Genomic DNA, 17,638 nt, shown 5'->3' on the forward strand with positions numbered 1-17,638 from the left:
CGGAGCACTCGCTCCGGTTTTTTTGCTTATTTTGCGTGATATAGAAATTGTCCCCATAACATTTTTACGATATGTGTAAACATTTCATCACGATGGATGACTCCATTGGTGAACACACCAATCGCACCCTCTTTTTTTGAAATGCCTTGCGCTTTAGTGAAGCGATCCATCACTGGACCAAGCTCTTCTCCGTTAAAAAGGGCAGCCGCTACCTCTTTTGGTAACGGCAGTTTCGCACCACTTGCCACGAACACAGCTCCTTCTTTTGTTGCAAGAGCTCCCCAGTTACATAAATACAATCCATCTTGCATCTCGACAACGCCACCTTCAAGACCAATGCCGATTTCAGCGCCTTGCGTAACCGCCGCCTTTGCACGATTTTCTGCACCTTGTTTCGTTTCTTCGTCTGAAAATGGCTGAGCTGCAACGCCTGATGCTACCTCTACACCTGTAACAGGGTACGGCATACACTGTTCTACAGCGCGGATTTTCGCCGGATTGCTAGAACCAACGACAATCTTCATGTTAGTCCTCTAAAATGGATGCTAGCGTAGAAGCATCGGTCGTTTTAACAAGTTTCACAAGCAACTCTTTAGCCGCAGCATAGTCATCAATGTGAATAATCGATCCATGCGTATGAATGTAACGTGAGCAAATACCAATGACAGCGGAAGGTACACCGTTTCCTGTTAAATGAACACTTCCAGCATCTGTTCCACCTGGAGAAATGAAATATTGATACGGAATACGATGAGTTTCGGCTGTATCTAAAATAAACTCTCGTAATCCTTTATGCGTTACCATCGTACGGTCCAATATGCGCAACAACGTCCCTTTACCGAGATGACCGAATTCATTAGGATTCCCTGTCATATCATTGGCAGGACTTGCATCTAATGCATAAAAAATATCAGGCGCAATCATATTGGCTGCTGTTTTCGCACCACGTAAACCCACTTCTTCTTGAACAGTAGCACCTGCATAAAGGGTACTTGAAAGCTTCGTATCTTTTAATTCTTTTAGCAATTCAATGGCCAAGCCCACGCCATAACGATTATCCCATGCTTTTGCTAAGATCTTCTTAGGATTAGCTAATGGCGTAAACGGACAAATCGGTACAATTTGCTGTCCCGGTCGAATGCCAATGGCTAAAGCATCCTCACGGTCATCAGCACCAATATCAATATACATATTTTTAAGATCCATCGGCTTTGCCTTTTGACTGTCTTGAAGCAAATGTGGCGGAATCGAACCAATCACACCTGTTACTGGTCCTTTGTCTGTAATGACTTGAACCCGTTGGGCGAGTAAGACTTGACTCCACCAACCACCTAATGTTTCAAAGTGTAGCAAGCCTGTTGCTGTAATTTTCGATACCATAAAGCCTACTTCGTCCATATGACCGGCTACCATAATCTTTGGACCTTCTCCGTGCTTTACGCCGAACACGCTACCGAGGCGGTCCGTAATGATTTCATCTGAATAAGGTTGAATTTCTTTTTTTACAAATTTACGAACCTCATGTTCAAATCCAGGTGCACCAGGAAGCTCGGTTAGCGTTTTAAATAACTGTAACGTTTCTTTATTCAATATGCTTACTCCTCTCACTGACTTTGCGTATGTACATCCATATTGTAACGCTGGCAGTGAAAGAATGCCAACGAACAATCTAGATGATCTTACCTGTCTTAACGGCTTGCGTAAGCAATGGGATCGCGCCCACCCGCCTCTTCAAAGCCTTTTAAGCGCAGTAAACAGCTGTCACACGTCCCACATGCTTCTTCTTCGCCATTGTAGCAAGAGGTCGTCAGTTCATAGGGTACGCCTAGTGCTAATCCTTCTTCAATCGTTTCTTTTTTTGTTAAATGCATAAGCGGAGCAACAATGGAAATACGCTCTCCTGTTGTGCCAGCTTTTGTTGCTAAATTGATGGTTTCATCCATGCTTTGAATAAATTCAGGGCGACAATCTGGGTAGCCGCTATAATCAACGGCGGACACACCGATAAACACCGCTTGTGCGCCAATAACTTCAGCATACGCACTTGCAAGCGATAAGAAAATCATATTGCGAGCCGGAACGTACGTTGCAGGAATCTCCTCTTTGTCGTCTTGCTCGCTTGGAACAGCAATCGAAGAATCCGTTAACGCACTGCCTCCGATTTGATTCAAAAAAGCAATGTCGACAATACGATGCTCGCTTACCTGATAGTGAGCAGCCACTTTCTTCGCTTGCTCCACTTCGCGATTATGTTTTTGACCATAATGAAACGTTAATGGATAAAGCGCATAGCCTTGTTCCGCAGCAATTCCCATACACGTTGTACTATCTAATCCACCACTTAATACGATGACAGCTTTTTTCATCGTTATACCCCTCTCTTATTTGGATCCCAAATGATTTTATGCAATTGAATATTGACACGAATGTCGGCTCGTTTTTCAGCTAATACTTTTTCCACAAGCGTTGCTGGTGGCATCGTTTCCCATACTGGACTGAATAACACTTGACCTGCCTCGTGGTGACAATCAACGACTTCACAAGCAAGCTTGAAGTCCTCATCACTGCCAATCACAAATTTAATCTCATCTTGTGCGCGCAACGAAAGAAAGTTATCTGTAATCATACGATTCATCTCACCAGATGCTGGCAGTTTATAATCCATGACAAACCGCGCTTTTTGTTTGATCATCTCATCTTCATTTCGCAGTTGCTCAAATGGGGCCAGCGCAATGGCACCGTTCGTTTCAATATGAATATCTTCAATATGTTCGAGATCAGCCATCGCTTTTAATAAAGCCGCTGATTTTTCTCTATGAATTAAAGGCTCCCCTCCTGTAAAGCAAATGCGTTTAGAGGAAAACTGTTGAATAGTCTCAATAATTTCAGCAATGGTCGCGTGAAATTCAGGTTTAGCAGGTGCATAGCTATAGGGCGTATCGCACCATGTACAGCGAAGATTACAATGAAATACGCGAACAAAAACGGTCGGAAACCCCGCTCCTGTTCCTTCTCCTTCAATGGTTTCAAAAATTTCAACCATTGGCACTTCCCATTGCATATAGCGCTCAGGTTCTGGGAGATTAAAGCGAGCGGTCATCTTCCATCCACTCCCTTTTCATTGTGGCATAGCTTGTGGGCGTTTCATAAAGCACCATTTCTTCGATTCGAAAGGCTTTATCTTTCCATCCATAACAGGCTAGTTTGTCATCAAATTGCTCCCAAATCCAAACAATCATATTTTCTGCTGTCGTGTTCATGAGAGGGAGAACGTCATTTAAGTAACGATGATCAAGTTTTGCATCAATCGTTTCTTTGTAAATGCGTTTTAAATCTCCAAAATCCATTGAAATACCAATCTCATCTACAAACCCGCTAACGGTAACAATGAGCTTATACGTATGACCGTGTAGACTTTTGCATTTTCCTTCATAGCAGTGAAGGTGATGCGCGGCATCAAAAGTAAACTCTTTCGTTACCGCTACACGTTTATGATGATATTTTAACTGATGTTGCTCGATATCTTGCCCTAGCGTTTGTACTTTTTTCGGTATAGTAAATTCCATCTTCTCATCCTTTTAGTCAGAACGTAAACACAAAAAAGCTCTCTTTTTTTTGCAGCAAAAAGAGAGGTGACATCATCCCACGTATGTTCACGCTCCCTAGTTTTTTTTAGCGAGGGGTGGGAATTTCGAACCCTCATGATCTTTTCCTCACCTAGCATAGCACATAAATACGGGAAATTTGAAGTACCTTTTTGTTATACTGTAGAAGAACCCGTCTACAGGACAAAAAAGGAGATGCAAAATATGAAAGCAAGTAAACTGATTCTTGCCGGTGTTGCAGGCTTCGCGGCAGGCTATCTTGCAGCAAAGCAAGTTCCTAAGCATATGACGCCTGAGAAAGCACTTAAGCTTGTAAAAAACCAAGCAAAGGACGAATTTAAAGTTACAGGTTCATGGATCGGGGTCCACCCTGAAGAAGTGAAACGCTTTGGCATTCCATTTAAAGTATATAAAGGTGGATTATCAAGCGCTGAAAATGCTGTTATTACGCAATATGATTTCATGGTAGATGCAGAATCAGGTGCCATTCTTGATATTTCTGAACATGCCTAAAACCAACACAAAGGGACGCATCAACTGATGCGTCCCTTTTCTTTGTTACTGATACATTTTCGTATGGTTATACACGTTATTTTTAATTTTAAACTTTGTCGTTAAATATTGACCTTTTTCCCAAATGCCTAGTAAATAAAGGGGAATAAGTAGTACGAGTGCTAATAAAAGAAGAATCGCCGTATAGTGCATCGTAGAACCAAGTTCTCCTTCATGCGCCTTCTTGTATTGCAGCAACGCTGGATTTGCTTTTGCAACTTGTTGCTCAGCTAGCATTTTATTTCCTTTCGGATCATAAAAGCCTAGCTCCTTATGATCTGTATAGAAAATGCCATCCCGCACGGTTTGATAGCTTACAACCATTGCAACAACGCTGTCTGTCTCAAGCTTCGCATCTTCGTTACTAAAGGTTTTAGCACTTTCAATTGAAAGGCTTCCACTTTTCAAATCATAATACTTGTCCTTTAACCCCTTTTCCATCGCCGCCTTCATTGCTTGATCCCCATCGGCAGCAAAAGCAAACGGAGCGAATGACAAAATGACCATCATAGCAGATAAAATCGCTACTAGTTTCTTTTTCATCCTAATCCTCCTTGCTTTACAATGACTTCCATCTTGCCTTCATCATAACATATTTCTCTTTCACTCATACCCACTTGTTCTTGGAAATATTGTGTCTGTTATGTGACATTTCGTGTTCGGCGTACATGATCAATGATTTGATAGTCTTCATCCCATTTCACAGCCCGATAGACGCTATCATGATAAAAAACGTACCACGTATGAGGTTTAATCCACTGTTCTTTAGCAGCAATACTCGTCATCGGATAATCATCGTATGCTAGTACCCATAATGGATTTTTGTGAGCATGCGTTGGCATAATGTCACCTAGGTGATACAGCTTCTCACCCGCTTCTTCAATTTCAATAATGCAGTGGCCATCGCTATGTCCACCGGTATGAATCATCGTAATTCCTTCCAGTGGACTTATTTTCTCTTGAAACGTTGTTACTTGATGGGCAATGGGTTGCCAGTTTTCTTCCCAATATGTATTTTTCGAGCGAATATTTGGATGCTGCATTTCCTTCCATTCTACTTCTGATACATAAATGGTAGCGTTTTCAAAAACAGAAACAAACGTATCTTGTTTCTTTGCTGTCAAACCACTCGCATGATCAAAATGCAAATGTGTCATTAATACTAAATCAATGTCAGCAGGCGTTAAATGACACTCCTCTAAGCTAGAAAGAATAGACGATTCTTCATTTACGCCATAATTTCGTTTTTGCTTGTCAGTCAATTTTCCAAAACCGATTCCTGCATCAATCAAAATATTTTTGCCTAAGCCTTGAATTAAAATCGGTTCTGTACGCAATTCAATTTGGTTCAGCTCATTGACTGCATATTTTTTACTCCAGAGGGGCTTTGGAACAACACCAAACATCGCGCCACCATCCATGTGCGTAACGCCGCCGTTTAACCATGTAAAGGTTAACTTCCCTTTTTTCCACTGATCCATTATCACAGGCTCCTTTCTCATTTTCCTTTTAAGTTTAGCATAATTTGTCTCTTGTTAGAAAACAAAAAAAAGCTTGCTTACAGTACAAGCAAACTTTTTTAATAAGAAATTAACGTTTTTTAAATTGTGCTTCTGTTCGATAAATTCGAAAGCCTTTAGCAGAAAATTTCTCTTCGTACTCGGTCATAATATTGCCTTCATAATCACTCGCATGAAGATCTAACCATACTTGATTTAATGTCATACCGTATTTGGACATGCTGTGCAATGAATATTCAAATAACCCTTGATTATCGGTTTTAAAGTGAATTTCACCTTCATCCACAAGAATATGCTCGAAAATGGAAAGAAAGGATTCATGTGTTAGTCTTCTTTTTTCATGCTTTTTCTTTGGCCATGGATCAGAAAAATTTAAATAAACACGATCCACTTCTCCTTCTTCAAAAAACTCAGTTAATTTTTGTGCATTTTCACGAATGATCTTTACGTTAGGTAGCTCTGCTTCGATAATACGATCAAGCGCGGTAACGATAATGCTATCGTAAATTTCCATACCAATGTAATTTACATCTTGATTGACCGTGCCCATTCCTGTAATAAACTGCCCTTTGCCAGTTCCTACTTCTATATGAATGGGATGATGATTCCCAAAAAACTCATGCCATTTTCCTTTAAGAGCAGCTGGGTCGGCTACTGCAATCTGTGCATGTTCTGCCAACTTTTCTTTTGCCCACGGTTTAAAACGCTGACGCATTTTTCCTCTTCCTCTCTCATTACAAGCTCCTCATAATTCCTTCGACATTTTATCATGAAATGTCGAAAAGAAAAAGCTTCCGTTCTGTTTTTTATCATAAAAAAAGAACCTGTAACAGGCTCTTCGTTCGGATAATTTAACGTGCATTCCATATGCTAACGGTATCCACACTTTTAAAAGAAAGGATGATCATGATGCCTTTAGATTATACACATCAAATGACCATTTTGCGTGACATCTTACAAGACCATCATACAGACTGCAACGGTACAGCATCAGAATGTGCTCAGCTAGAACGGCTAGCGGCACAGCTTATAGCGCAAGAAAGCATCTCCTCAGATGTAAAAGATGCTTTATCCTACATTACAACATACAGCCACGATGGTTCAACTCATCAAAATTTATCTCAGCATATAACCGATCATAAAGAGCATATCGAAAACTGGTTACAAACCATTGATGGAACGTCTCTTTAATACCCGGGAAATAAATGCTTACGATTGGATTTTTTTCAAAAATTGACACCAGTACTCTTTTTCTGCAAATTGTTTGCGTTCATGATGCCAAAAAATAGAAATAATCGTTTGCGCAACAACATACCAATGCATCCGACGCTGTAAATCTTGCGTGAGTGCTACTCCGTACGTTGCTAACCAAGATTCCCAGTGGTCTTTATCAATGTACCAATAAAGCAGCATACCAAGATCAAGAGCAGGATCGGCAATCATCGCTCCATCCCAATCAATTAAAAACAGTTCACCACGATCACTCATTAGCCAATTATTATGATTCACATCACAATGGCAGACTACTTCATGATTAGAAGAAATAGCTGCCATTTCTTCTTTTATATACGCTAAGCTTTCAAGAATTACTGGCGGCACAGGTTGCAATTCTAACGCTTTACGTTCTAATTCATCTGCAATACTTGCTGGCGTTAACGGCTGTTTCCCTAATCGTTGCAACATTGCTTTTAATTCTGTTGATGTATGAATGCGTTGCAGTAGTTTCCCTACTTCTTCTCTGTTCATTTCTGTTGCTTTTAATTCTCTTCCGTTCAACCACTTTTGTGCGGTAATTACATCGCCGTTGCCTAGCCGTTTTGTCCAAAGCAATTTAGGAACGATGCCTTCCGCCGACAAGACCGCAAGAAAAGGTGACGAATTGCGCTTTAAAAAAAGCGTTTGATCTTCATATTTAGCTTGATACGCCTCTCCAGTTGCTCCACCAGCCGGCTTGATTTCCCAGCCATTTCCTAGTAGATGTTCCAAATCGTTCACCTTCAATCTCATGCGGAAAATTTATAATCATAGTTCATACATTTTAGACGGTAACCTCTACGAATACATTATTTTAACACAGACTGAGAAAAAATCGTACACATTTATTAGCTTTCCTATAGAACATACCATATAGTAAAAGATTCCCATGTACTCTTTTTCTATTTTTTTAGGTTGATCTTCCCTTTACTTTCTCCTAAAAAGAGTTAAAGGCATAACAACACAACAACAGGAACGATAAGTGAAGCAATAATGCAACTTAAACCCATCGCTACAGAACTGAATGCTGCTGTTTCTTCCCCAAACTCCATTGCTTTAGATGTGCCTATTGCATGAGATGATGTTCCAATCCCTAGCCCTCGAGCTAGCGGCGTTTGCAATCGAAGCCACTTAAACCAAAGCGGGGCGAATACAGCACCCGATATGCCCGCTACAATGACGAAAACAGACGTTAACGCTGGCAAGCCCCCCGTTAGACGTGCCACTTCCATAGCAACCGGTGTCGTAATCGATTTAGGTAGCAATGAAATGAGGAGAGGGCGCGCTACTCCGAGCATCTGACCAAAAAGCAAAATGGTTAGAATGCCAGTTATTGTTCCAGTAAATACACCTATAATAATGGACACAACGTGTTTCTTTAGCTTGCTTCTGTAGTTATATAACGGATAAGCAAGAGCCACCACACCGGGTCCAAGCAATTTTTGGATCCATTTTCCTCCTTGCATATAGTCATGATACGGTATGTGAAACACAAGAAGGATGGCGATGATGGCTGCTGTAGCTGTTATGACCGGAATGAGTACTGGATTGGACCAACGTTGATACAAAGCTTTCATGACCAAATAAACGAAAACCGTTACTACGATAAATAAAAAACTACTCATTGTTCATCACTCCTTTTTCACGCGAAAGCAGGTGACTAACCCAACCTGTAGCCCCCACCGCAAGAAAGGAGGAAATAACAATGGCAATCATTAGGCCTACACCTGTAAAAGAAAGCAATTTTCCTTCATGCATCACACCAACTGTTATAGGGATAAAAAAAAGTGGTAAAAAGGCCATCATAAAGGTAGCTCCTGATGCTACCGACCGACTTGGAAGCACCTTCGTACATAAAAGGACGAATAAAAGGATCATCCCGAGGACGCTACCTGGGATCATTAAGTGGAATTCTTTAGAAAGATACGTTCCCACTTCATTGCACAAAAACAATAAACCAATTTGTATACTAATGATGATGATTTTTCTCATACTAATCCTAACCTTTCACGAACGCAACAAAAAAAGACGCGCTTATGCTGCGCATCATATTCTTATGTTCCTAAAGGAAATGTGTCTATTACCGCATACTTCGGCAACTCATTCCGTTTTATTTCATACAAGTGAAGACAAGACACGGTCAAGGTTTGCTGTGCTACCGGTACACAAAGCTCGTCAACCACCGTTTTTTGAAGCTGTACGGCAGAGTCCTTCCATTTCTTTGCTAGCGTTATGTGTGGCGTATACGGTCGGTCATCCACTTGAAGACCGAGCGATTCACAGAGCCTTTGAACCTTTGCTTGCAACGTAAAGAGAGCCGCGTGCTCATCTAGTGCAACATAAAAAATGCGAGGTTGTGTTGGCTGACCAAAATAACCAACGCCTTTAGTTGTTAAGGTAAACGAAGTACTTTCATGACAAACAGTACGCAACGCAATCCTTAATTGTTGCAACTCCTGATCAGTGACGCTACCTAAAAATGAAATCGTTACATGTAAATCTTCTTCATGCACCCACTCTTTATACGGAAGCGCTCCTTTCAAGCGGGGGGTAGCTTCCTGAACTGCTGTTCGCACCGTTTGTGAGACAGGAATCGCAATAAAAAAATGTGCGGCCATCTACCATTCCCTCCCTTCTTACTGACCATCTCCTTTTACTATCATAACAAACTTTCACCACAACTTTCACCTCTCACCATTATCTGCTATACTTTATGAACGAAAAAATAGCGAGGTGTCCACTATGAAGGTTGTTCAAAACATGGCAGAACTGATCGGCAACACACCGCTCGTTTTACTAAATAAAGTCGCCGATCCAAATGGAGCAAACGTTTATGTAAAGCTAGAGTATTATAATCCAAGCCGCAGTCTCAAAGATCGCGCCGCGTACAATATGCTACTACAAGCTGAACAGTCAGGTCTTCTTAAGCCTGGGGACACAATTATTGAACCCACTTCTGGAAATACCGGTATTGGCTTAGCAATGAATGCCGCCGCAAGAGGCTACAACGCAATCATTGTCATGCCAGACACGATGAGTGCAGAACGCATTAATTTATTAAAAGCATATGGCGCAGAAGTCGTTTTAACCCCAGGTGAAGAGAAAATGCCAGGCGCGATCAAAAAAGCAAAAGAACTACTGGAAGAAGATCCAGACCATCGTTTTATGCCGATGCAATTTGAAAACAAAGCAAATCCGGACGCACACCGGACGACTACAGCACGTGAAATTATCGAAGCGATGCATGAACTTCAAAAGCCGCTAGCAGCCTTTGTTGCACCTGCCGGAACAGGCGGTACGATTACAGGTACTGGGGAAGTTCTAAAAGAAACTTATCCTGATTTAAAAATCTATGTTGTAGAGCCTAAAGGGTCACCTGTATTATCAGGAGGTAAGCCAGGTCCTCACAAATTAGTAGGAACGAGTCCCGGCTTTATCCCAAGCATCCTCAATGAAAACGTTTATGATCAAATTCTTCCGATAGACGATCAGGATGCCTATCAAATGGTTCGTCAATTGGCACGAGAAGAAGGCATTCTCGTTGGTCCTTCATCAGGTGCCGCTGTGTTTGCCGCGCTTTCAATTGCAAAATCGTTACCTAGTGATGAAATCGTCGTCTGCATGACGTGCGATTCTGGCGAGCGTTATTTATCTACCGATTTATTTCAATTTGAAGAGAAATAAAAAAAAACAGAGAGCTCTTTAACCGAGCTCTCTGTTTTCTACGATCATTGGCGTTTTCGCCTGCCATCGCACGAGGATGAAGACGGTTACAAGTCCAGCCGTAGATAAAATTCCAAATAATAAATATGTTGTAAAAATGGAGTAATAATCAAAAATGATTCCTCCAACAAACGTACAAAACCAAGAACCAAGGCCATTTCCAACCGCCGTATATAAAGAAACGGCGGTTGCCCTAACATTGGTCGGCGTCGTTCCTCGAATATACTCCATCGCCGCCGGAATAAATAAGCCAACGGAAAATCCTTGAACAATTGTAGTAATCATTACAATGGTAATGGATGGTTCAAAAAAGTAAAACAACCAGCGGGCGCTAGAAATAGCCGCTGCGAACATCATAACGTTCATAATACCGAATTTTCGTAGCGCCAAACCGGCAATTTTCATGAAGGGTGCTTCACTTCCTGCCGCGAGCAGAAATGCAATCCCCACAGCAGCAAGCGAGCCACCAATTCCTTGAATATAGAAGCTAAAATAAAAATTATTCGCAAAAATAGGGCCAAACACAAGAAACGTCGTAAACAAAAAGAGCATAAAACTAGGCATTTTCACGAGCGTAGCAAGACCAGACCGCAAATCGGTTTTCATCATTTGCCCTTCGTTTGGCATATTTTTCACCATAAAAAAACAAAGAATAAGACTGATGGCGAAGGAATAAAAAATGACCGATACGCCAGAGGATCCCGCTAATTTCCCCATTACAAATACAGCAATGGCAAAGCCAATCGCACCAAATAATCGGTAATTTCCATAGTCCTCTTTCATTTCATGAACATATGTTAACGCGATGCTATCAGAAACAGGTACGATCGCGCTTTGAAAAATAGCCAACGCAATCAACATGAAAATTAAAGCAACGTATTGATGAACATACAGCACAAGAAAGCCTAACAAACCGGTCACAACAACCGAAAAAGCTAGCACATGTTTTGGCTTTCTCGTGAAATCTGTAATCATTCCCCAAAGTGGTTGTGCAAAAATCATAACAACTGGACTAATTGACATAAGCGTGCCAATTTCAGTTCCCGATAATTTTGTAACATCTTTAAAGTATACACCTAGCAATGGAAATAAACTACCAAATGCGAAAAATGACAGCACATAAAACGATTTTAAACTAAACGAGGTTTTTTTATGACTGTTCACTACTGTCTCGTCCCCTCTTTCTTTTAACCCTTATTTCTGTTTAGCGCGCTAATTCATAAATGGCTTCCGCATATATGGCACAAGCGTTAATGAGATCCTCTACAAACATGTATTCATCCTTTTGGTGAGCAACGTCTTCACGTCCTGGAAATAAGGCTCCAAATGCAACACCAGCCTTTAAGGAGCGTGCATATGTACCTCCACCAATGGCAATAGGCTTACCGGATAGACCCGTTTGTTCTTCGTATACCTTTCGTAACGTCTGCACTAAGGTATGATTTTCATCAATAAAATGCGGACGCGTATGCTTAATAATTGAAATGTCAAAGGCATGGTCACTTGCAAGCTGCTGCATTTTCGCTAATACTTGGTCACCATCATGTTGAACAGGGTAGCGAACATTTAAACCGATAGTACTTTTACCGTGTTCATAAGAAAAAACACCTGCATTAACAGTGAGTGGTCCACTGACCTCATCTTCAGAAGCAATGCCTAATGCAACACCTTGCGTTTCTTGTACATACGTCGCTACAAATGTAACATACTGTTTCCCTGCTTCATCTAACGCTTGTGTCGAAAGGAATTGCGCCAGCATAACCCCAGCATTGATTCCGAATTCCGGTGTACTTCCGTGTGCTGATTTTCCCTGTAATGTTAAATGAATACGTTCACCCTTCACTTCGGATGATCCTGCTGCTTGATGTTGTGCAAGATACGCATCAAAAGCTTTACAAAGAGCAGCGTCTCCAGAAATGACCGCCTCGGCAACGTCAGGAACCATATTTAACCGGCGACCCGAATGAAACGATTGCAGCACATAATCTCCTGTTAGTGAGGCCACATTAGGACGACCTGTCCACTCTACGTTAAGCATACCTTTTTCTGCATGAATAATAGGAAAATCCGCATCAGGTGCAAAACCAATGCTTGGCATCTCTTCACTTTCAAAATAGCGCTTCACACAACGCCATTGACTTTCTTCATCTGTTCCTAAAATAAGACGAACTCGTTTAGAAAGAGGTAGCTTTAGTTCTTGCACAATTTTCATCGCGTAAAAAGCTGCCATTGTTGGCCCTTTATCATCAATCGCCCCGCGCGCATAAAGCTTGCCATCTTTAATTTCTCCGCCAAAAGGATCAACACTCCAGCCGTCGCCTTCTGGTACAACATCTAAATGACCGAGAATGCCTACAAGTTCTTCTCCTTGCCCCATTTCTAAATGAGCCGCATAGCCTTCTACATTTTTCACGGTCATTTCAGCCGAATGACCTAGCTTCATCATATAGTTCAGCGCTTCTGCAATGCCTTCACCAAATGGTGCTTCTGCAGCGTTGTGTTCCTCGTCTAGAACGCTGCGAATTTGCAGTAATCCTTGCGTTTCTTTCAACAAATCCTCTTTTCGTTTGACTACTTCTGCTTTCCAATCAATTTTCATGATTTATCACCTTTCTTTCCTAGCTAGTCATATCATCTCATGTTTTTCTTGTGACCGAAAGACGTTTATCGTCATTTTCTCTTCCATATCCTCCTTCTTAACTTTTCTATTGACAAAAATCATTTTATCATTTATAATATCGCGTAAATAGGAGGTGCAGGTTATACTAGTAAGATGAGCATTTTGTTTGGAACAAAGGGCACATAACTGCTGCTAAGCCACCAATACTTCACCAAAGACATAGATAAATTCATGACGAAATCATGGCTAAGCAGCGAGGAAACCTACCACGGGTTATCTTCGCTTTTTTATTTCCTTTTTATAAGAAATTTCATAAAAGTTTAATGCTTTTTTCATAATAAATTACCATCTTTTTACCTATAATTTATTATGAACGACATTACTTGTATAGGGAGTGGTTTTTTGAGTCCTTCAACTAACCGTATGTTGAACCGTGTAAAATCCATGTATCTTTTTATTAAAAAGAAAGGGACCGTTACAACGCGAGAATTGGTTGAAGAATTTGGGACTACGCAGCGCACTATCCAACGAGATCTGAACGTATTAGCCTACAATAAACTTGTTACAAGCCCAAGTCGAGGGCTATGGCAAGCAACTTCTAAGAAAGTTAAAGTATCATAAATGGAAATAACCCCCCTTCCTTTAAAGAGGGGGGCTTTTTTTGTTTTGCTTTACAGCGTATAGAGGTCGTCCACTTCTTTAACGAGCACTCCGTTCCACGCAGATGAAACAATCCATTTTTGCTCAGCCCACTTGGGCACGCCATTCATTTTCATGTATTTATGACCTTCACCGAACAGCGTCGAGAATACACCTTCTGTAATTTCAAAGGCAACGCCGACCTGATCTTGCGTTTGTATAATAATATCTTTAATTTTCCCGATTTTCTCGCCCGCTTCATTTTCAACACTCCAACCAAAAAAGGAGGTGAGCGAAATACATTCTTTCGGCTCTTCAATCTGCTGATCATACCCTTTATATTCAATGCTTTCACCAATATTCACAACATTGAACCACGGTACATAACGAACTTCTGTACGTGGGGAGGTTGATGTTTCTGGATAACCAACGCCACTTAACGGTGTTGATTGTGAACCAATTCCACTCGTCGCCACTTGCATATTGAGCACGCTTTCATCGATTGGCGCAGATACAGCTCCCCTTCCTTCATCAGCTAGTACTTTCTGCTCAAAAACAACGTAACATAGTGAAAAGTCATATTGATTGAGCAGAATGTTGTCCACAAAGTGTTTTTCTTGATCATTTTCTGTTAATACGAGTGGTCTATTTAAGAGTGTAGATCCTTTAATTAGCATACGTAGTACCTCCTTTTTATGGAAAGTACCCTATCCTTTTTATTCTAAACCTTCTTTTCCCGTTAACTGCGCCATTTCTTCTGCACTTAATTCTTTATATTCACCGAGCGCTAACGTCTCATCAAGCGGTAAGTGATTCATTTTCGTACGCTTTAAATACACAACCTCTTTACCGACCGCTTGAAACATTCGCTTTACTTGATGAAACTTTCCTTCTGTAATAACAAGCTCAATTTCAGATTGTTCACCACTATGCAAAATCGTTAGCTCACCAGGCTTCGTTTCATACCCATCTTCTAAAATAACCCCTTGTTTGAAAGCTAACACATCCTCTTCGGTTACTACGCCAGAAATTTTCGCATAATACGTTTTAGGGACATGTTTTTTAGGGGATAAAAGCATGTGGGATAATTGACCATTATTAGTCAATATTAGCAATCCTTCCGTGTCTTTATCTAACCGACCAACCGGAAAAGGTTCCAATACCGCATCTTGATCGGTCAATAAATCCACAACTGTTTCCTGATGAGCATCCTCTGTTGCAGAGATTACACCTGCTGGTTTGTTCATCATTAAATAAATGTACTCTTTATATTCAATGACTTCATCATATACCGTTACTTTTTGTTTTTGCGGATCTACCTGTACTTTGCTATCTTTCACGGCTACATCATCCACTTTCACACAGCCTGATTTTAAGAGTTGCTTTACCTCTTTACGACTTCCAAATCCAGTATGTGCTAACAACTTATCAATTCTCATGAACATTCCAACCCACTTTCTTTTGTATTAAGCATATTTTCCTATAAAATTTCAAATTATTGCTTTATAATTAGTAATTGAGGGTATTTTAGTACTATAGGAGGAGATTTACTCATGAAACGCAAAATAGGACTTTTAGCTACTGCTCGAAAAAAACTAGGACATTCAGCTGCCGCCATAGATTTATACATAAGCCCTCTGTTTGTGAAATCTGTTCATTACGCCAAACAAACATATGACGCTTTCTACTTCTATAGTGCAAAAGAAGGACTCGTAACAGTGGATGAGCAAATAGAGCCATATAACGTTTCCATTAAAAACTTCTCATCACGAGAAAAACGACAATGGGCCCATGAAGTAGTTCAACAGCTTTTAACCCACGAACAACCGAGCGGCTGTCATATTTACCTACATGGTGGTATGGTGTACCGTGAACATCTACAGCCTGCTTTACAAGCAGCTGGTTATACGTTTGAAGTTCCTCTCGAAGGGTATAGCATCGGCAATCAACTTAAATGGTACGATGAACAAAACAAACGATAGAAGAAAGAAGGTCCTTCCACACTAAAAGGACCTTCTTTTTACACTTCGATTTATGAGGATGCTTTCGTTTTACGCTTCCGATTTAAAAAGCCTAAACGCTGTCCAAGCACGATTTGCAGCAAACCCGAACGCATAGATAGCACTACATACGTTATGCCTCCAACGACGATGCCAACGACCAGAACTTCGATTCCTCGCAGTTTTGTGTAGACATCATTAAAGGATGCTTCAATCGGCGCTTTTACGAGCAATACGACAGCAGCCATTGCTATACAAAAGACCACAATCAACGCTGTTCTTCGCAGCACCCATTTAAATTGAAACTCTCCATATTTACGAATTACATATAAATTAATAGCAATTGATACCGTATAGCCAATATTGGTTGCAATAATGGAACCTGTTCCTTGCCATAAGTAAATGAAAGGAATGTTTAAAGATAATTTAAATAGAATGCCAACTAACATACTTAACAACGCAAACTTTTGACGATTTAACCCTTGGAGTATGGCCGCAGTAACTGTAAACATAGCAAACCAAACACCCGAAAGCGAATACCAGCGCAAGAGGTTTCCCCCAAGATCAATATCTCCTAATTTAAAGAGTGTACCGTAGGCCGGATATGCGAGGGCAGATAAGCCCACTGCAGCCGGCACAGTTAAGAATAATGTAATTTGAAAGGCTTGCGTAATTTGTTGATTTAACGCATCAAAATCGCGTTCCGTATACGATTTTGTAATGACTGGGATCAGCGTTAGGGCAAACGCTGTTGCTAATGAAACGGGAATCATTACAAGCTGATGCGATGTTTGCGTAACCATCGCAAATACATTTTCCGCTTTAGCAGCTGAATAGCCAACATTTTGCAACGTATCAACAATCGTGAACTGATCAATAATTTTATAAAGAGGAATCGCTAGTCCTACAGCTACAAATGGAATGGCGTAGGAAATAATTTCTTTATAGATAGCTGGAAGCGAGATTTCTGTCTTCGTGACCGATTGGGCATACATTTCGCGCAAATAAGAGCGCCTTTTATACCAATACCATAATAAAATAACGAGACCTGCAATCGCGCCTAATGTCGCCGCAAACGTCGCTTGTCCAACCGCTGACGTTAGCGTGCCATTTACAATATGAATAATCACGTAACCCGACGCTAAAATGTAAACAATCCGGACGATTTGCTCAATTACTTGAGAAACAGCGGTCGGTCCCATCGATTGAAAGCCTTGGAAATAGCCGCGAATTAAACTCATAGCTGGCACAAAAATAAGGGCCGTACTGACCATGCGAATGACGTACGTAATATCGTCAACCGTATTGCCATCCCCGCTTTTATGACTTCCTAAAATGTTGCCGGCGATGCTTGGCGCAATTACATAGAGGATGATAAAGGCGATGATACCAGTTGCGGTCATCACCACTAGACCTGAACGCAACATCCGTCGCCCTGTCATATAATCACCGAGCGCATTATACTTTGATACAAATTTTGAAACAGCGAGCGGTACGCCCATTGTGGCAATGCTTAAAAGAATCGTATATGGATTGTAAGCATAGCCATACAGCGCCAATCCCTTCGTTCCAACGAGAGCGTTAAACGGAACAATATAAATAAGTCCGATAAACTTAGAAAAGAAGGTAGCTGCTGTTAAAATTAAAGTTCCACGTAATAACCGGGACATGAATCCATCTCCTACTTATAAAATGCTGCTAGTATTAGCAAAGACATTGTACAAA

General features: G+C 40.9%; 22 protein-coding genes. 5 read left to right on the forward strand and 17 right to left on the reverse strand.

Translation table 11 applies throughout. The features are described 5' to 3' along the window. Positions 1-26: 26 nt before the first annotated feature. The 5 genes from A374_RS09680 to queD all read right to left on the reverse strand — a co-directional run bounded on the left by A374_RS09680 (position 27) and on the right by queD (position 3,566). The gene (locus A374_RS09680) at positions 27-524 is read right to left on the reverse strand and encodes a DUF84 family protein (protein WP_007202022.1); all 498 of its coding nucleotides are present in this window, start codon (positions 522-524) and stop codon (positions 27-29) included. 1 nt (position 525) lies between these two features. Continuing rightward, on the reverse strand, positions 526-1,590 hold the full coding sequence (locus A374_RS09685) for a M42 family metallopeptidase (RefSeq protein WP_007202023.1): 1,065 nt from the start codon (positions 1,588-1,590) through the stop codon (positions 526-528). A 98-nt stretch (positions 1,591-1,688) separates the two neighbouring features. Then, positions 1,689-2,366 carry a 7-cyano-7-deazaguanine synthase QueC gene (queC, locus tag A374_RS09690; protein ID WP_007202024.1) on the reverse strand — a complete coding sequence of 226 codons (678 nt, stop codon included), beginning with the start codon at positions 2,364-2,366 and terminating at the stop codon, positions 1,689-1,691. A gap of 2 nt (positions 2,367-2,368) precedes the next feature. Continuing rightward, on the reverse strand, positions 2,369-3,100 hold the full coding sequence (locus A374_RS09695) for a 7-carboxy-7-deazaguanine synthase QueE (RefSeq protein WP_007202025.1): 732 nt from the start codon (positions 3,098-3,100) through the stop codon (positions 2,369-2,371). After that, positions 3,084-3,566: a 6-carboxytetrahydropterin synthase QueD gene (gene queD / locus A374_RS09700; protein ID WP_007202026.1), complete on the reverse strand. Its 483-nt coding sequence runs from the start codon at positions 3,564-3,566 to the stop codon at positions 3,084-3,086. The genes A374_RS09695 and queD overlap by 17 nt, the downstream gene beginning before the upstream one ends. A 243-nt stretch (positions 3,567-3,809) precedes the next feature. Here queD and A374_RS09705 point away from each other — a divergent pair, with 243 nt between their 5' ends. Then, positions 3,810-4,118: a PepSY domain-containing protein gene (locus tag A374_RS09705; RefSeq protein ID WP_007202027.1), complete on the forward strand. Its 309-nt coding sequence runs from the start codon at positions 3,810-3,812 to the stop codon at positions 4,116-4,118. 45 nt (positions 4,119-4,163) lie between these two features. Here A374_RS09705 and A374_RS09710 read toward each other — a convergent pair whose 3' ends face one another. The 3 genes from A374_RS09710 to trmB form a co-directional block, all read right to left on the reverse strand. After that, positions 4,164-4,700, reverse strand: a complete 537-nt coding sequence (locus A374_RS09710; RefSeq protein ID WP_007202028.1) for a hypothetical protein — start codon at positions 4,698-4,700, stop codon at positions 4,164-4,166. A gap of 98 nt (positions 4,701-4,798) precedes the next feature. Continuing rightward, positions 4,799-5,638, reverse strand: a complete 840-nt coding sequence (locus tag A374_RS09715; RefSeq protein WP_007202029.1) for a YtnP family quorum-quenching lactonase — start codon at positions 5,636-5,638, stop codon at positions 4,799-4,801. A 109-nt stretch (positions 5,639-5,747) separates the two neighbouring features. After that, positions 5,748-6,392, reverse strand: coding sequence for a tRNA (guanosine(46)-N7)-methyltransferase TrmB (gene trmB, locus A374_RS09720; protein WP_007202030.1), 645 nt, complete (start codon positions 6,390-6,392; stop codon positions 5,748-5,750). Between the two features lie 191 nt (positions 6,393-6,583). On the opposite strand from trmB, the gene A374_RS09725 reads away from it, so the two are divergent. After that, positions 6,584-6,868: a YtzH-like family protein gene (locus A374_RS09725; protein WP_162098293.1), complete on the forward strand. Its 285-nt coding sequence runs from the start codon at positions 6,584-6,586 to the stop codon at positions 6,866-6,868. A gap of 18 nt (positions 6,869-6,886) precedes the next feature. On the opposite strand, the gene A374_RS09730 is transcribed toward A374_RS09725, so the two are convergent. The 4 genes from A374_RS09730 to thpR form a co-directional block, all read right to left on the reverse strand. After that, a complete protein-coding gene (locus tag A374_RS09730; RefSeq protein ID WP_007202032.1) occupies positions 6,887-7,663 on the reverse strand; it encodes a phosphotransferase family protein in 777 nt (258 codons plus the stop codon). Positions 7,664-7,878: 215 nt separating this feature from the next. Next, positions 7,879-8,556 carry an LrgB family protein gene (locus A374_RS09735; RefSeq protein WP_007202033.1) on the reverse strand — a complete coding sequence of 226 codons (678 nt, stop codon included), beginning with the start codon at positions 8,554-8,556 and terminating at the stop codon, positions 7,879-7,881. Continuing rightward, the gene (locus tag A374_RS19980) at positions 8,549-8,923 is read right to left on the reverse strand and encodes a CidA/LrgA family protein (RefSeq protein WP_007202034.1); all 375 of its coding nucleotides are present in this window, start codon (positions 8,921-8,923) and stop codon (positions 8,549-8,551) included. The genes A374_RS09735 and A374_RS19980 overlap by 8 nt, the downstream gene beginning before the upstream one ends. A gap of 62 nt (positions 8,924-8,985) precedes the next feature. Beyond that, positions 8,986-9,549 (reverse strand): RNA 2',3'-cyclic phosphodiesterase, encoded by a 564-nt coding sequence (gene thpR / locus A374_RS09745; RefSeq protein ID WP_007202035.1) that lies wholly within the window; start codon positions 9,547-9,549, stop codon positions 8,986-8,988. A gap of 124 nt (positions 9,550-9,673) precedes the next feature. Between thpR and cysK the strand changes: the two genes are divergently transcribed. Then, complete coding sequence (cysK, locus tag A374_RS09750) at positions 9,674-10,615, forward strand: cysteine synthase A (RefSeq protein WP_007202036.1); 942 nt, start codon at positions 9,674-9,676, stop codon at positions 10,613-10,615. An 18-nt stretch (positions 10,616-10,633) separates the two neighbouring features. Here cysK and A374_RS09755 read toward each other — a convergent pair whose 3' ends face one another. Then, positions 10,634-11,818: an MFS transporter gene (locus A374_RS09755; RefSeq protein ID WP_007202037.1), complete on the reverse strand. Its 1,185-nt coding sequence runs from the start codon at positions 11,816-11,818 to the stop codon at positions 10,634-10,636. Between the two features lie 40 nt (positions 11,819-11,858). Next, positions 11,859-13,256: a dipeptidase PepV gene (gene pepV / locus A374_RS09760; protein WP_156793191.1), complete on the reverse strand. Its 1,398-nt coding sequence runs from the start codon at positions 13,254-13,256 to the stop codon at positions 11,859-11,861. A gap of 420 nt (positions 13,257-13,676) precedes the next feature. On the opposite strand from pepV, the gene A374_RS19985 reads away from it, so the two are divergent. Then, on the forward strand, positions 13,677-13,895 hold the full coding sequence (locus A374_RS19985) for a DeoR family transcriptional regulator (protein WP_007202039.1): 219 nt from the start codon (positions 13,677-13,679) through the stop codon (positions 13,893-13,895). 50 nt (positions 13,896-13,945) lie between these two features. Here the strand turns inward: A374_RS19985 and A374_RS09765 are convergent, their stop codons facing one another. Next, entirely contained in the window at positions 13,946-14,590 is a 645-nt protein-coding gene (locus A374_RS09765; RefSeq protein ID WP_007202040.1) for a PRC-barrel domain-containing protein, read from the reverse strand. 39 nt (positions 14,591-14,629) lie between these two features. Next, a complete protein-coding gene (locus A374_RS09770; RefSeq protein ID WP_040340513.1) occupies positions 14,630-15,352 on the reverse strand; it encodes a pseudouridine synthase in 723 nt (240 codons plus the stop codon). Between the two features lie 114 nt (positions 15,353-15,466). On the opposite strand from A374_RS09770, the gene A374_RS09775 reads away from it, so the two are divergent. Beyond that, complete coding sequence (locus A374_RS09775) at positions 15,467-15,895, forward strand: DUF6884 domain-containing protein (RefSeq protein WP_007202042.1); 429 nt, start codon at positions 15,467-15,469, stop codon at positions 15,893-15,895. A gap of 50 nt (positions 15,896-15,945) precedes the next feature. On the opposite strand, the gene A374_RS09780 is transcribed toward A374_RS09775, so the two are convergent. Further along, on the reverse strand, positions 15,946-17,583 hold the full coding sequence (locus tag A374_RS09780) for a putative polysaccharide biosynthesis protein (RefSeq protein ID WP_007202043.1): 1,638 nt from the start codon (positions 17,581-17,583) through the stop codon (positions 15,946-15,948). Positions 17,584-17,638 lie beyond the last annotated feature (55 nt).

The sequence above is a fragment of the Fictibacillus macauensis ZFHKF-1 genome (genome assembly GCF_000269865.1).
GTDB classification, from domain to species: domain Bacteria; phylum Bacillota; class Bacilli; order Bacillales; family Fictibacillaceae; genus Fictibacillus_C; species Fictibacillus_C macauensis.

What these genes read in the sequence shown, in the direction of transcription:
- A374_RS09680 (WP_007202022.1), bottom strand. Translation starts at nt 524, where the DNA reads ATGAAGATTGTCGTTGGTTCTAGCAATCCGGCGAAAATCCGCGCTGTA.
- queC (WP_007202024.1), bottom strand. Translation starts at nt 2,366, where the DNA reads ATGAAAAAAGCTGTCATCGTATTAAGTGGTGGATTAGATAGTACAACG.
- A374_RS09695 (WP_007202025.1), bottom strand. Translation starts at nt 3,100, where the DNA reads ATGACCGCTCGCTTTAATCTCCCAGAACCTGAGCGCTATATGCAATGG.
- queD (WP_007202026.1), bottom strand. Translation starts at nt 3,566, where the DNA reads ATGGAATTTACTATACCGAAAAAAGTACAAACGCTAGGGCAAGATATC.
- A374_RS09705 (WP_007202027.1), top strand. Translation starts at nt 3,810, where the DNA reads ATGAAAGCAAGTAAACTGATTCTTGCCGGTGTTGCAGGCTTCGCGGCA.
- A374_RS09710 (WP_007202028.1), bottom strand. Translation starts at nt 4,700, where the DNA reads ATGAAAAAGAAACTAGTAGCGATTTTATCTGCTATGATGGTCATTTTG.
- A374_RS09715 (WP_007202029.1), bottom strand. Translation starts at nt 5,638, where the DNA reads ATGGATCAGTGGAAAAAAGGGAAGTTAACCTTTACATGGTTAAACGGC.
- trmB (WP_007202030.1), bottom strand. Translation starts at nt 6,392, where the DNA reads ATGCGTCAGCGTTTTAAACCGTGGGCAAAAGAAAAGTTGGCAGAACAT.
- A374_RS09725 (WP_162098293.1), top strand. Translation starts at nt 6,584, where the DNA reads ATGATGCCTTTAGATTATACACATCAAATGACCATTTTGCGTGACATC.
- A374_RS09735 (WP_007202033.1), bottom strand. Translation starts at nt 8,556, where the DNA reads ATGAGTAGTTTTTTATTTATCGTAGTAACGGTTTTCGTTTATTTGGTC.
- A374_RS19980 (WP_007202034.1), bottom strand. Translation starts at nt 8,923, where the DNA reads ATGAGAAAAATCATCATCATTAGTATACAAATTGGTTTATTGTTTTTG.
- thpR (WP_007202035.1), bottom strand. Translation starts at nt 9,549, where the DNA reads ATGGCCGCACATTTTTTTATTGCGATTCCTGTCTCACAAACGGTGCGA.
- cysK (WP_007202036.1), top strand. Translation starts at nt 9,674, where the DNA reads ATGAAGGTTGTTCAAAACATGGCAGAACTGATCGGCAACACACCGCTC.
- A374_RS09765 (WP_007202040.1), bottom strand. Translation starts at nt 14,590, where the DNA reads ATGCTAATTAAAGGATCTACACTCTTAAATAGACCACTCGTATTAACA.
- A374_RS09770 (WP_040340513.1), bottom strand. Translation starts at nt 15,352, where the DNA reads ATGAGAATTGATAAGTTGTTAGCACATACTGGATTTGGAAGTCGTAAA.
- A374_RS09775 (WP_007202042.1), top strand. Translation starts at nt 15,467, where the DNA reads ATGAAACGCAAAATAGGACTTTTAGCTACTGCTCGAAAAAAACTAGGA.
- A374_RS09780 (WP_007202043.1), bottom strand. Translation starts at nt 17,583, where the DNA reads ATGTCCCGGTTATTACGTGGAACTTTAATTTTAACAGCAGCTACCTTC.